Annotated in this window: 12 protein-coding genes; 11 read left to right on the top strand and 1 reads right to left on the bottom strand. The window is 53.0% G+C overall.

Going from position 1 to position 13284, the window contains the following annotated elements:
* Positions 1–29: 29 nt before the first annotated feature.
* A complete protein-coding gene (locus tag D4L85_RS18325; protein ID WP_119755659.1) occupies positions 30–398 on the bottom strand; it encodes a hypothetical protein in 369 nt (122 codons plus the stop codon).
* 473 nt (positions 399–871) lie between these two features.
* On the opposite strand from D4L85_RS18325, the gene D4L85_RS18330 reads away from it, so the two are divergent.
* From D4L85_RS18330 to D4L85_RS18380, 11 genes are all read left to right on the top strand, one after another.
* Positions 872–1669: a GNAT family N-acetyltransferase gene (locus tag D4L85_RS18330; protein ID WP_119755660.1), complete on the top strand. Its 798-nt coding sequence runs from the start codon at positions 872–874 to the stop codon at positions 1667–1669.
* 52 nt (positions 1670–1721) lie between these two features.
* Positions 1722–2924 carry an argininosuccinate synthase gene (argG, locus tag D4L85_RS18335; protein ID WP_119755661.1) on the top strand — a complete coding sequence of 401 codons (1203 nt, stop codon included), beginning with the start codon at positions 1722–1724 and terminating at the stop codon, positions 2922–2924.
* Positions 2914–3891, top strand: a complete 978-nt coding sequence (gene argC / locus D4L85_RS18340; protein ID WP_119755662.1) for an N-acetyl-gamma-glutamyl-phosphate reductase — start codon at positions 2914–2916, stop codon at positions 3889–3891. Before argG ends, argC begins: the two co-directional genes overlap by 11 nt.
* An 81-nt stretch (positions 3892–3972) precedes the next feature.
* Positions 3973–5094, top strand: a complete 1122-nt coding sequence (locus D4L85_RS18345; RefSeq protein WP_119755663.1) for an aspartate aminotransferase family protein — start codon at positions 3973–3975, stop codon at positions 5092–5094.
* Complete coding sequence (locus D4L85_RS18350) at positions 5091–6050, top strand: Rossmann-fold NAD(P)-binding domain-containing protein (RefSeq protein WP_119755664.1); 960 nt, start codon at positions 5091–5093, stop codon at positions 6048–6050. The genes D4L85_RS18345 and D4L85_RS18350 overlap by 4 nt, the downstream gene beginning before the upstream one ends.
* 20 nt (positions 6051–6070) lie before the next feature.
* Positions 6071–6859, top strand: a complete 789-nt coding sequence (gene argB / locus D4L85_RS18355) for an acetylglutamate kinase (RefSeq protein ID WP_119755665.1) — start codon at positions 6071–6073, stop codon at positions 6857–6859.
* Positions 6860–6899: 40 nt separating this feature from the next.
* Positions 6900–7961, top strand: coding sequence for a M20 family metallo-hydrolase (locus tag D4L85_RS18360; RefSeq protein ID WP_119755666.1), 1062 nt, complete (start codon positions 6900–6902; stop codon positions 7959–7961).
* The gene (locus D4L85_RS18365) at positions 7958–8548 is read left to right on the top strand and encodes a cysteine hydrolase family protein (protein WP_119755667.1); all 591 of its coding nucleotides are present in this window, start codon (positions 7958–7960) and stop codon (positions 8546–8548) included. Before D4L85_RS18360 ends, D4L85_RS18365 begins: the two co-directional genes overlap by 4 nt.
* On the top strand, positions 8545–9879 hold the full coding sequence (gene argH, locus D4L85_RS18370) for an argininosuccinate lyase (RefSeq protein ID WP_119755668.1): 1335 nt from the start codon (positions 8545–8547) through the stop codon (positions 9877–9879). Before D4L85_RS18365 ends, argH begins: the two co-directional genes overlap by 4 nt.
* A 130-nt stretch (positions 9880–10009) precedes the next feature.
* The gene (locus D4L85_RS18375) at positions 10010–11902 is read left to right on the top strand and encodes a rhomboid family intramembrane serine protease (protein ID WP_119755669.1); all 1893 of its coding nucleotides are present in this window, start codon (positions 10010–10012) and stop codon (positions 11900–11902) included.
* A 33-nt stretch (positions 11903–11935) separates the two neighbouring features.
* Positions 11936–13228 (top strand): Gfo/Idh/MocA family protein, encoded by a 1293-nt coding sequence (locus tag D4L85_RS18380; protein ID WP_119755670.1) that lies wholly within the window; start codon positions 11936–11938, stop codon positions 13226–13228.
* The last annotated feature ends 56 nt before the right edge of the window (positions 13229–13284 follow it).

Genomic DNA, 13284 nt, shown 5'->3' on the forward strand with positions numbered 1-13284 from the left:
TCCTGGCCCTCTATACAAAACATTTTGTTTTACTCGATCTCGGAGTACAGCGTGGTCTGGTTCACGTCCACTTTGGCGATGTGTTTCAGTTTGCTGAGGGGATCGATGGGGGTCCAGTATTTCACGTAGTAGATCTCGATGGCTTGTCCGGAAAGGTCCTCCCGTAATTCGGCGAGGGTGGGGCCGTTTTCGAGGCCTTGGTTGAGGTAATAAATGCGGTCGTCGCCTTTGAGCTTGAAAACGAGATCGTTTTCGCCCGTCTCAAACACAGTCTCCACCGTCCCGCGGCTTTTGAGGGTGTTTTCGGGTGAGGCGGCGGGCACCGGCCGGAAGATCGCGGCCAGGCAAACAATAAGCCCTGCAAAAATGCTGGTGATCACAATTTTCTTTCTTACCATAACAGCTATTCGTAAACGATGCGCAAAGGTAATCCTTTCGGGAGAAAGAACCGCAACGATCGCGAAGTAAAAACCAATACTAACTTTCGTTAGCAAAACGAAAAAAATTACAGTCTTTTAATCTAAAGGTTACCTTTTACCAAACTTTATCGTTTAATTTTGCATTCTTGAATGACAACTAAAATTAAACTGAATGATTTTTATCTGACGTTCAACTATTAAACGCTAAGGAAGAAATTGAAAACATTGTTCACCATCCTATCAGCAGCGATCGCTGCTTACCATTCCCAGAGAACGGTTCAGTTCTTGACTATTGCCTGCACGGTGACCAGGCGACCTCGACCGACACGCTTCGTGCGTATCTGATACCTCCATTACAAATCTTTTTTGTTAAAAAAGCGTGGTGTCCAGGACATTACGCCTTTTGTGCTTTTGGCACGGATGTTTCATCAAGGTTATAATTTTAAAATACATTGGAAAAACATAATATCATCGTCCGACTGGCAACCGCCGGGGACAAACATTACGCTGAGACCATCACCACCGAGATGGAGGAATCAGCCAAAGCGCGTGGCACCGGTATTGCCAAGCGTTCGCCTGCCTATATCGAAAAGAAGATGGAGGAAGGCAAGGCCGTGATCGCGGTGAATCCCGACGGCACCTGGGTGGGCTTTTGCTATATCGAAGCCTGGGAGCACGGCAAGTACGTGGCCAACTCCGGCCTCATCGTGGCCCCAGCTTTCCGCAAGACCGGCGTCGCCACCGACATCAAGAAACGGATCTTCCAGCTTTCGCGGGAGATGTATCCCACCTCCAAGATCTTCGGCCTCACCACCGGCCTGGCCGTGATGAAGATCAACTCGGACCTGGGCTACGAACCTGTTACCTATTCGGAGCTGACCTCGGATGAGGAGTTCTGGAAGGGGTGCAAAAGCTGCGTGAACTACGAGATCCTGATGAGCAAGGGCAGAAAGAACTGCATGTGCACCGCCATGTTGTTCGATCCGGCCGAAGCCGAAGAAAAAGTGAAAGCCGCCGAAGCCGCCCGCGCCGCCAAGGCCGAGGAAGAAAAGAAAGCGGTCTCCACCACCGTTTCGTCTGAGGGCGAATTGGTGCACCACCGCCATCGCCACTTCCAGGGCAACCTCACGTTGTTCGACCGGTGGGTGCGCTTCAAACAATTCGTCCTCCTGAAAGCAAAACGCAAGGATGACGACAACGGCGACACGCCGGATAAAAAGAGATCCCTGTTAAGCATATTTTTTTGGTAATAGCGTTCCATCGCCGGCCTGCGCCGGAAAGGTGGAGGCATAAACAATAAACATGAAAAAGAAAGTCGTATTAGCATTCAGCGGAGGACTAGACACTTCCTACTGCGTAAAGTACCTGGGCGAAGAAAAAGGTTATGAAGTTCATACCATCACCGTCAACACCGGCGGCTTTGATGCAAAGGAGATACAAGAGATCGAGACCCGTGCCAAAAATCTGGGCGTGGCTTCTCACAAGACCGTAGACGAAACCAAGAACTACTACGATAAGGTGATCCGTTACCTCATCTATGGTAATGCCTTAAAAAATAATACCTACCCGTTGAGCGTTTCCGCCGAGCGCATGTCGCAGGCGTTAGCCGTGGCCATTTACGCCAAAGAATTGAAAGCCGACGCAGTAGCCCACGGCAGCACCGGTGCGGGCAATGACCAGGTGCGTTTTGATATGATCCTGAACATTCTCGTGCCCGGCATCGAGATCATTACACCCATCCGCGAATTGAAATTGTCGCGCGAAGAAGAGATCGCGTTCCTGAAATCGAAAGGGGTGAGCATGAACTTTGAGAAGGCCATGTACTCCATCAACAAAGGGTTGTGGGGAACATCGGTCGGCGGAAAAGAGACCCTGAAATCGCTGGGCATGTTGCCCGAGGAAGCGTGGCCCACGCAAGTGACCAAGACCGCCCCCGAAACGGTGAAGCTCACGTTCGTGAAAGGCGAACTCACCAAAGTGAACGACAAAGCTTTTGGCCACCCCTCCGAAGCCATCCAATACCTCCAACAGATCGCCGGACCATTCGGCGTGGGAAGAGACATCCACGTGGGCGATACCATCATCGGCATCAAAGGCCGTGTGGGATTTGAAGCCGCAGCACCCATGCTGGTGTTGAAGGGCCACCATGCCCTGGAGAAACACGTGCTCACCAAATGGCAGCTCAGCTGGAAAGATCAGCTTGCGCAATTCTATGGCAACTGGCTGCACGAAGGCCAGTACCTCGACCCCATCATGCGCGACATCGAAGCGTTCCTCACCAGCTCGCAAGAGCATGTGACGGGCGATGTGCACATCCAACTCTATCCCTACCGTTTCCAGGTGCTGGGCATCGAGTCGGCCTACGACCTCATGTCGTCCAAGTTTGGCAAGTATGGTGAAATGAACCTGGGCTGGACGGGCGATGATGTGAAAGGGTTCACCAAGATCTTTGGCAACCAGGCCGCCATCTTCCACCAGGTAAAAGAAGACGTGGATGGCCAGTAAATTGAAAGTCGGAATAGTAGGCGGTGCCGGCTATACCGGGGGCGAGACCATTCGGCTCCTGCTCAACCACCCCGACGTGACGCTGACCTTCGTGCACAGCCGCAGCAATGCCGGCAACCCCTTGCATGAAGTGCATCCCGATCTGTTGGGCGATACAGACCTGACGTTCTCGGATCATATCGCTCCGGGTGCGGATGTTATCTTCCTGTGTCTCGGACACGGTGAGAGCAAAAAATTCCTGCAGGAAAATCCCCTGGAAGCAAAAGCCAAAGTGATCGACCTTAGCCAGGACTTCCGTTTGGGAGAGACCAGCGGTGCACGGTCATTTGTTTATGGCCTTCCCGAATTGAATAAGAGTGCCATTCAAAAAGCCGACAACATTGCCAACCCCGGTTGTTTTGCTACAGCCATCCAGGTGGGTCTTTTGCCGTTAGCGAAAGCGGGCTTGTTGAAGGAAGTATATGCCACGGGCATCACCGGTTCAACGGGAGCGGGACAAAAATTGCAGGACACCACGCACTTCACGTGGCGTGCCAACAACATCTCGGCGTACAAAACGCTTACACATCAACACCTGAAAGAGATCGGTCGGTCCGTACAACAATTGCAACCCGGTTTTGGAGCATCGATAAACTTTGTTCCCTGGCGAGGCGATTTCACACGCGGCATATTTGTGAGTTCCATCATTGCCGCAGACCGATCCCTGGAAGAACTCCGGGCGCTGTATCGCGAGTTCTATGCACAGCATCCCTTCACGATCGTGTCCGATGAGACCATCGATCTGAAGCAAGTGGTGAACACCAACAAATGCTTGCTGTCGCTGGAGAAAGAAGGCGACAAGCTGGTGGTGCACACGGCCATCGACAACCTGTTGAAGGGCGCGTCGGGCCAGGCGGTTCAAAACATGAACCTGATGTGCGGACTGGAAGAAACCGCGGGACTGAAGCTGAAGAGCATCGTTTTTTAGTCCGGTCTTCCTGATCACAATGTCATAAGTCAAACCGTGAAGATGCTGCAGGCAGTGTCTTTTCGATAAAATCTTGGAACCATGAAATTATTTGACGTATATCCCTTATTCAACATAACGCCTGTCAAGGCTCAGGGCTCGTGGCTTTGGGACGACAAAGGCGAGAAGTACCTCGATCTGTACGGTGGCCATGCCGTTATTTCCATTGGCCATTCGCATCCTCAATATGTGAGAACGCTGTCGGATCAATTGAGCAAGATCGCGTTTTACTCCAACAGCGTGCAGAACCCGCTGCAGGTGAAACTTGCCGAGAAGTTGGGTGAGCTTTCCGGATATCCCGACTATCAACTTTTTCTTTGTAATTCGGGCGCCGAAGCCAACGAGAACGCATTGAAGCTCGCGTCGTTTGTTACAGGTCGCAAGAAAGTGATTGCGTTCACGAAAGCTTTTCACGGTCGCACATCCGGCGCTGTGGCAGCGACGGACAATCCGAAGATCGTGGCGCCGTTCAACGCGGGGCACGACATCGTTTTTGTTCCGTTCAACGATGAAGCTGCTTTTGAGAAAGCCCTCAACAATGAAGTGGCGGCAGTGATCATCGAAGGGATTCAAGGCGTCGGCGGCATACAACTGCCCCATGATTCGTTTCTTCAATTTTTAGATAAGAAGTGTCGCGCCAATGGCTCGTTGCTGATCCTGGATGAGATCCAGTCCGGCTATGGCCGCACGGGTAAATTCTTTGCGCACCAGTTTGCCGGCATCAAGCCGCACCTCATCACCATGGCAAAGGGCATGGGCAACGGTTTCCCTGTAGGGGGCGTGTTGATCCAGGGGGATATCAAACCGTGGAGTGGCATGCTGGGCACTACGTTTGGGGGCAACTACCTCGCGGCGGCAGCATCGCTTGCTGTGCTGGAAGTGATGGAGAATGAAAAATTGCTGGAGAATGCTTCACAACAGGGCGACTACTGCATGCAGGCCCTTAAAAAAATACCGCTTCTCCAAAATGTTCGTGGAAGAGGCCTCATGATCGGATTCGATCTTCCCGAAGAAAAGAAATCTGTGCGCAACGATCTGCTCACGAAACACAAGGTCTTCACCGGCGAAGCAAAGCCCAACACCATCCGGTTGTTGCCTTCGCTGGCGCTGGCCAAAAATGAAATCGATATTTTCCTTACCGCCCTCAACGCAGCGCTGTCATGAAAAACTTTATTTCCGCCGCCGATGTCCCCGACATCCCGGGGCTCGTAAAGAAAGCCCTGGAATGCAAAGCCAACCCTTTCAAAGCCAAGTCGCTGGGTGCAGGCAAACGCATCGGGTTATTGTTTTTGAATCCGAGTATGCGCACCCGTCTCAGTACGCAACTGGCCGCGCAAAATCTCGGCATGGAAGCCATCGTGTTCAACGTGGGCCAGGACGGTTGGGCATTGGAGTTTGAAGACGAGGCGATCATGAGTGGCAACACCGTGGAGCACGTGAAAGATGCCGCCCCGATCCTGGGAAATTATTTTGATGTGCTAGGCATTCGCACGTTCCCTTCATTGCAAAACAAGGTGGATGATTACAGCGAGCTCTACATCAATCAATTTATAAAATACGCCGGCATACCCGTAGTAAGCCTGGAGAGCGCTACGCTTCACCCGTTGCAAAGTCTGACGGATGTGATCACCATCATGGAGAACTTTGATACCGCCAAGCGCCGTCCCAAGATTGTGCTGAGCTGGGCGCCGCATGTGAAAGCTTTGCCGCAATGTGTGGCCAACAGTTTCTCGCAGTGGATCAATGCGTGGGGGGGAGCGGACTTTGTGATCACCCACCCGGAAGACTACGAACTGGATGAACGCTTTACAAAAGGCGCTACCATCGTGACCGATCAATCGGAAGCTCTCAAGCAGGCCGATTTTGTCTACGTAAAGAACTGGAGCACCTACACCGACTACGGCCGCATCTATTGCAACGATCCCCAGTGGATGCTGACCAACCAAAAGCTGGCCCTCACCAACAACGCGAAAGTGATGCACTGCCTGCCCGTGCGCAGAAATGTGGAGCTGAGCGACGAGATCCTGGATGGACCAAACAGCGTGGTGACGCAACAGGCTTCGAACCGGGTGTGGGCTGCGCAAGCGGTGCTGTCGGAGATTTTGAAAGAGAAACACTAGATTAGCGGTCGATACAACGCATGGAGAAACTATTCATCATCAAGATCGGTGGCAATGTGCTGGACAATGCGGGGGCGCTCGAAGCCTTTTTGAAAGACTTTGCCACCATCAAAGCGCATACGATATTGATCCACGGTGGTGGAAAGATTGCCACGAAGCTGGGTGAACAACTGGGCATCGCGGCCAACTATCACAACGGCCGCCGCATCACCGATGCGCCTACGCTGGACCTGGTCACGATGGTGTATGGCGGGTTGGTGAACAAACAACTGGTGGCCCAACTGCAACGCCTGGGATGCAACGCCTGGGGTGTGACCGGCGCCGATGGCAACCTGATCCAGGCCACCAAGCGGCCCGTGAAAGATATCGACTACGGTTTCGTGGGCGACATCAAACCGGAAAACGTGAACACAAAATTGCTGGCGACACTCTTGCAGCAAAATGTGGTTCCCGTGTTTGCCCCGCTCACGCATGCCGATGGAAAGATCCTGAACACCAATGCCGACACCATCGCCTCGGTGCTGGCCGTGGCCTTGGGGAAATTGTATGATGTGCGATTGATCTTTTGCTTTGAGAAGAAAGGCGTGTTGCGCGATGTGAATAAAGCAGAATCGGTGATCCGCCATTTGCCCCGGGAGCTCTACGACCAGCTCTTGCCACAAGGTGTTTTTGCCGATGGCATATTGCCGAAGTTGGAGAATGCTTACGCTGCACTGAACGCAGGCGTGAAAGAGGTGCTGATCGGCGAAGCCATCGACCTGGTGAAGAACACCGGCCCGGAAACGGAAGGTACTTTGATAACTTTGTAAAAGCTGCTGGCTTGCCCCGGCATCCCGCAGCAAAATAACTATGGAATCATTACACACAGAAGCCACGGCACTCTTGATGAAGCTCATTGCAACGCCTTCGTTTAGCAAGGAGGAAGAGGAGGTTGCTTTCATCATCGAGGAGTTTTTTGAGAAGCACGGCGTGCACACCTATCGCCGGGCCAACAACGTGTGGGCGCGCAACAAGCACTTCAATCCTGCCAAACCCACGGTGCTGCTGAACTCCCACCATGACACCGTACGGCCCAACTCCGGCTACACACGCGATCCCTTCAAACCCGAGATCATCGACGGCAAGTTGTATGGCCTGGGCAGCAACGATGCCGGTGGTCCGCTGGTGTCGCTGATGGCCACGTTCCTGCACTATTATAATCGCACCGACCTGAAGTACAACATCGTGATCGCGGCCACCGCCGAAGAAGAGATCTCCGGCACCGGCGGCGTGGAAAGCATCTGGTCGTCATTGACGCCCATTGACTTTGCGATTGTTGGCGAGCCCACCCTTTGCAACATGGCCACGGCCGAAAAGGGATTGATGGTGCTGGACTGCCTGGCCAAGGGAAAACCCGGCCATGCGGCACGCGAAGAAGGCATCAACTCCATCTATGTGGCCCTGCCCGACATTGAATGGTTCAGAACGTTCCGCTATCCGAAAGTTTCTGAAACGCTGGGGCAAATGAAGATGACGGTCACCATCATCAACTCCGGAAGCCAGCACAACGTGGTGCCTGCCGAATGCCGGTTCACGGTAGACGTACGCGTCACAGACGCCTATACCCTGGAAGAAGCGCTGGAAATCATCAAACAACATGTTACCTGCGAGGTAACACCCCGGTCATTGCGCATGCGCTCGTCGGGTATTGCTCTCGACCACCCCTTGGTGCAGTCGGCCAAGAAATTGGGGCTTGAATTATATGGTTCCCCGACAACGTCCGACCAGGCCCTTATTCCTGTGCCTTCGGTGAAAATGGGTCCTGGGGATTCGGCGCGTTCTCATTCGGCAGATGAATTCATCTTTGCGCATGAGATCGAACAAGGCATCACCACCTACATCAAACTGTTGGACAACGTGATCCTGTCATGACCGCCACCGAGAAAACGGCTTTGATCGTGATCGATGTTCAACACGGGATTGACGAGGCCGGACATTGGGGTGGCAACCGGAACAATCCCACGGCGGAAGAGAATATCGCACGGTTATTAAAACATTGCCGTGCTTTGGGTTTACCCATTGTGATCGTTCAACACGATTCGGTTTCTCCTGCGTCACCTTTCCGCCCGGGACAGAAAGGAAATCTGTTAAAAGATTTCGTAACCGTTTTGCCGGGCGAGAAGTCAATACATAAATCGACGGCTAACGCCTTTATCAAAACCGATCTGGAAGCATTTCTCAAAGCACAGCACATTGCAAAGCTGATCATCACGGGCTTCGTCACTAACAATTCCGTAGAGGCTACGGCGCGTATGGCCGGCGAGTTGGGTTTTCACACCACGGTGGTGTCGGATGCCACGGCGAGCTTTGATAAGGTTGGGGTGGACGGCACGAAATATTCATCCACCTTGATCCACCAGGTATCCTTGTCCAATTTAAAAGATGAGTACGCTTCCATTGCCACCACGGCGGAAGTGATCGCATCGCTGACTCCCACAAGCAAACCCTTAATCGCATGAAACTCTGGCAAAAAGATAAGGCCTCGTTGAAAGAGGTCGAAAAATTCACGGTAGGAAAAGACCAGGAAATGGACTTGTTCCTCGCGCCGTTTGACGTGCTGGGTTCGCTGGCCCACATCACCATGCTGGAATCTATCGGGTTGCTGACGGCCGAGGAATTGAAAGTGCTTTCGGCAGAGCTGAAGAATATCTACGCCAGCATCGCCGCCGGTGACTTCAAGGTTGAGGCTGGGGTGGAGGACGTGCATTCGCAAGTGGAACTGGAGCTGACAAAGCGTTGCGGCGAAATGGGCAAGAAGATCCACAGCGGCCGCTCGCGCAACGACCAGGTGCTGGTGGACATCAAGCTGTTTCTTCGCGCGGAGATCGAAAATGTGATTGGCGAAGTGCAACCTCTTTTTGATTTGCTGCTTCAACAAAGTGAGAAATACAAAGATCATCTGCTGCCGGGCTATACCCACCTGCAGTTGGCGATGCCCTCGTCGTTTGGCTTGTGGTTTGGCGCTTACGCGGAAAGCTTGGTAGACGATGTGATCACGCTGCAGTCGGCCTATCGTGTGGCGAATAAAAATCCCTTGGGTTCCGCTGCGGGCTATGGCTCTTCGTTTCCCTTGAACCGGACGATGACCACGAACTTGTTGGGATTTGAATCCTTGAACTACAACGTCGTCTACGCGCAGATGGGAAGAGGTAAGACCGAACGCATTATGGCCAGTGCGCTGGCAAACATCGCGGCCACATTGAGCAAGCTGTCGATGGATGCTTGTTTGTTTATGAATCAGAACTTTGGCTTTATCGGTTTCCCGGATGAGTTGACAACGGGATCCAGTATTATGCCGCATAAAAAGAATCCGGATGTGTTTGAGTTGATCCGTGCGCGGTGCAATCAACTGCAGGCATTGCCGAATGATATTGCGCTGGCTACCGTCAATTTGCCTTCCGGTTATCATCGCGACATGCAGCTTTTGAAAGAACTGCTTTTTCCGGCCATCCAAAACCTGAAGGATTGCTTGCGGATGATGCAGCTCATGCTCTCTAACATCAAAGTGCAGGACCATATTCTGAACGACGACAAATACAAGTTCCTTTTCAGTGTGGAGGAAGTGAACAAGCTCGTGCTTGCCGGCATGCCTTTCCGGGATGCTTATAAAAAGGTGGGTATGGACATCGAGAAAGGTATCTATCATCCCGACACGAACGTGCATCATACCCATGAAGGAAGCATTGGCAACCTTTGCCTCAGCGAGATTCGCGCTGCGATGGAGCGTGCGCTGACGGAATTCCGTTTCGCGGAGGTTGAGGCTAAATTGAGTGCACTGGTAAGCCGGTAAAAATATTTCACCACCCTTTTTGCGTCTTTCTGTACTCGCCGAAGCTTTAGTGGAGGTGAGGCGGTGAACCTCCTGTTGCCCCCAACAAAACAGGGATTAAAACGTTTTTTTGCTACTTTCACACTTGCGCATGAAGAACCAACCGATTGCAACCTACGTGCTGATGGCCATCAATGTAGTGGCCTACGCCATCATGGCTACTTACCAGCAGAGCCCGTTATTGGACCCTGTCGACATCGTCACGATCCTAAATGCCGGCGCCAATTTCAATCCGTTCACCCTCGGGGGAGAACCGTGGCGGCTGGTCACATCGATGTTCCTCCACGGTCACGTTCTTCATTTGCTGGTCAACATGTTTGCCCTGTATTCGCTGGGCCGTGACCTGGAAGGAGATGTGGGTCCACTTCGTTTTGTCATCCTCTATTTTATTTGCGGCTTGGCAGGTGGCTTGGCGAGCCTTGCGTTCAATGTTTATGTTCCCAGTGTCGGCGCGTCGGGAGCATTGTTCGGATTGTATGCTTACCGCCTGGGCGCGGATCTCATGGGAACCTACGACGATCGTCGGCAGTTCACGTTGGTGATCATCAACTTTGTGATCTTCCTGGTGATCATGACCGCGGTTTCGTTTTTAATGAACCTGGATCACGCTGCCCACGCCGGAGGTTTTGTGGCGGGCCTGGTGTTGGCCGTGCTGCACGTTAAGTTGCGTGCCTTCATCGACAACCGGCACCTGGCGGTGATCGCCATTGCCTTGCCCTTCACCTTGCTGCTCCTTCCCAAAAGCCAGGTTCAATACTATCGCATCTATCAACGCGTTCGCGCCACCGAAGACAAAACGCATCATTACTTTCGCGATCTCCGCACCGATGCCGAACTGGGCGACAGCCTCCACCTGATCTTAACACGCTGGCAAGGCATTCGGCAATCCCTAAAGGATATTCCCTCCGTTCCCCAGGCACTTGCCTCCGACACCGCCTCCATGAAAATGTATGTGAGCTTCCGGGAGGAAGAAACGGGGTATCGCATCAACCTCATCGAGCGCGAATCCTATGTCTACATGGACAGCCTCGAGGTGGTGGCGGCAAAATTCAGCACCGTGCCGCCGTTGCAATATGGCCTCAACTTCACGACGCCTCCCCGTGAGCCGGAGCCTGACAGCACCGAAACGGCATCGCCCGCGATGGAGATGAAGAAAGTCTTTTTTGATTCCGCATGGCACGAAACCGACGATCCCAACACGGCGCGCTTTTATCGCATCGGCACGCAAGATTCGGCGGGCCGGTGGCAAGGTGCTGTGCGCGACTACTATCGCGACGGCACTATCCAGATGAAAGGACAATATCTGCGGGGCATGAAGAATGGGATCTTTCTTTATTATTCGGAAAGGGGAACCTATACTTCGGCGGGACGCTATGACAAGGAAGAGTCCATCGGGCGTTGGGAAATATATCATTGGAACGGCAAGCTCGAAAGCGAAGTGTTCTACAACGGTCAGGGGTATACCCGTAGTGTATGGGATTCGTTGGGGAATCCCCAAGTAGAGAACGGTCGCGGCAAAGCCATCCGCTGGTACGCCACGGGACAGGTATCCGAAGAAGGCCCGTATCAAAACGGGCGACGCGATGGCGACTGGTATGGGTTTCATCCCGATGGCAAGCCCTATTTCCATGAGATCTATCGCGACAACCGCATCATCCGCGGTATGTCGGAAGACCGGGGTAAGCGCTATGTCTACGACCAGACGAGTCTCTATGCCTTTCCTGTAAACGGTATGGCAGAATACCGGAAATATCTTTTTCTTCATACGCGCAAGCCACCCGGTTTCAAGAGCGGCACCGTGAAGGTGGTGTTCAATGTAGGCGTCGACGGGTCGATGTGGGACTTTGTGGTGATCGAGGGTGTGTCGCCGGAACATGATGCCGAAGCCATACGCGTTGTCAAAGAAGGACCCGCGTGGCGTCCCGGTTTGTTGCACGGCCACGAGAAGCTGCCCTCGCAGGGTTACATCGAAGTTATATTTTGAAGCGACGATCAGTAAACGTCAACCATAAAGACTATGCAACGCCGAACATTCATTCAAACAACCGCTGCCGCCACGGTGGGATTTGCCGCGGCACCGCTTATCAAAGTTCTGGGAAAGGATAAAAAATATACCACGGCACTCATTGGCTCGGGATGGTGGGGCGGCAACATTTTGCGCTGCGCCATCCAGGCCGGCGAAAGCAAAGTGGTGGCCTTGTGCGATGTCGATGAAAATCAAATCAAAGCGACGCTGGAGGAAGTGAAGAAACTCAGCGGCGACACCCCAAAGATCTACCGCGACTATCGCGAGCTGCTGGCCAAGGAGAAACCCGAGATCGTGATCGTGGCCACGCCCGACCATTGGCATCCCCTCATCGCCATCGCCGCGATGAAAGCGGGGGCACACGTGTATGTGGAGAAACCCATCTGTCACACCATCAACGAAGGCAAAGCGATGGTGAAAGCGGCGCGCGACACGCAACGCATCGTGCAGGTGGGAACGCACCGCCGGGCGTCGCCGCATAATATTTCCGGTATGCAATTTTTAAAATCCGGGAAGGCCGGGAAGATTGGATCGGTGAGAGCGTTCGTGCACTATCCGGGAGGCCCGGGTAAGAAGACACCCGATGCTGAAGCACCGTCTACCTTGGATTGGAACATGTGGTGTGGCCCTGCGCCCTTGCGCGCCTACAATCCCACCATGCACCCGAAAGGTTTCCGCTCGTATTTGGATTATGCCAACGGCCAATTGGGCGACTGGGGCATTCACTGGATGGACCAGATCCTGTGGTGGACCGAAGAGAAACATCCGAAGAAGGTATACTCCACCGCCAACCGTTTCATTCGCGAGGACAGTACCGATGCACCCGACACCCAAAACGTGCTCTTCGAATTTGAAACCTTCACTGCCTCGTGGGAACACCGCCTCTATGCCGGCAACGAAGCGGAGAAGACCAACATCGGCTGCTACTTCTATGGCACCGAAGGCACCTTCCACATGGGCTGGCTCGACGGTTGGACATTCTATCCTTCCGATACAAAAAAGCAGATCATCCATGAAGCGCCAAAGCTGGACGAACCTGATCAGCAAAACATCGCCGCGTTGTGGGCTGACTTTTTAACATCGATCAAGACGAATAAGCTGTCGATGTGTGATATCGAGGTTGGGCAGCGGTCTACCAACATGAGTTTGTTGGGGATGCTGAGTTGGAAGTTGGGAAGGAGCGTGGAGTGGGATGGAGAGAAAGGCTTGATCAAGAACGATGCGGAGGCAAATAAGCTTTTGAGCCGGGCGTATCGGGGAGAGTGGGTGTATCCTACGGTGTAGAATTTTTCACTGCCTCACCTTCGCTAAAGCTTCGGCGAGCGCTGAAAAGACGCAGA

Origin of the sequence: Chryseolinea soli, assembly GCF_003589925.1 — a bacterium.
GTDB classification, from domain to species: Bacteria; Bacteroidota; Bacteroidia; order Cytophagales; family Cyclobacteriaceae; genus Chryseolinea; species Chryseolinea soli.

Excerpts from the sequence above, each read along its gene's own strand:
- D4L85_RS18345 (WP_119755663.1), top strand. The coding sequence starts at position 3,973 with ATGAAATTATTTGACGTATATCCCTTATTCAACATAACGCCTGTCAAG.
- argG (WP_119755661.1), top strand. The coding sequence starts at position 1,722 with ATGAAAAAGAAAGTCGTATTAGCATTCAGCGGAGGACTAGACACTTCC.
- D4L85_RS18365 (WP_119755667.1), top strand. The coding sequence starts at position 7,958 with ATGACCGCCACCGAGAAAACGGCTTTGATCGTGATCGATGTTCAACAC.
- D4L85_RS18325 (WP_119755659.1), bottom strand. The coding sequence starts at position 398 with ATGGTAAGAAAGAAAATTGTGATCACCAGCATTTTTGCAGGGCTTATT.
- argB (WP_119755665.1), top strand. The coding sequence starts at position 6,071 with ATGGAGAAACTATTCATCATCAAGATCGGTGGCAATGTGCTGGACAAT.
- D4L85_RS18350 (WP_119755664.1), top strand. The coding sequence starts at position 5,091 with ATGAAAAACTTTATTTCCGCCGCCGATGTCCCCGACATCCCGGGGCTC.
- argH (WP_119755668.1), top strand. The coding sequence starts at position 8,545 with ATGAAACTCTGGCAAAAAGATAAGGCCTCGTTGAAAGAGGTCGAAAAA.
- D4L85_RS18360 (WP_119755666.1), top strand. The coding sequence starts at position 6,900 with ATGGAATCATTACACACAGAAGCCACGGCACTCTTGATGAAGCTCATT.
- argC (WP_119755662.1), top strand. The coding sequence starts at position 2,914 with ATGGCCAGTAAATTGAAAGTCGGAATAGTAGGCGGTGCCGGCTATACC.
- D4L85_RS18380 (WP_119755670.1), top strand. The coding sequence starts at position 11,936 with ATGCAACGCCGAACATTCATTCAAACAACCGCTGCCGCCACGGTGGGA.
- D4L85_RS18375 (WP_119755669.1), top strand. The coding sequence starts at position 10,010 with ATGAAGAACCAACCGATTGCAACCTACGTGCTGATGGCCATCAATGTA.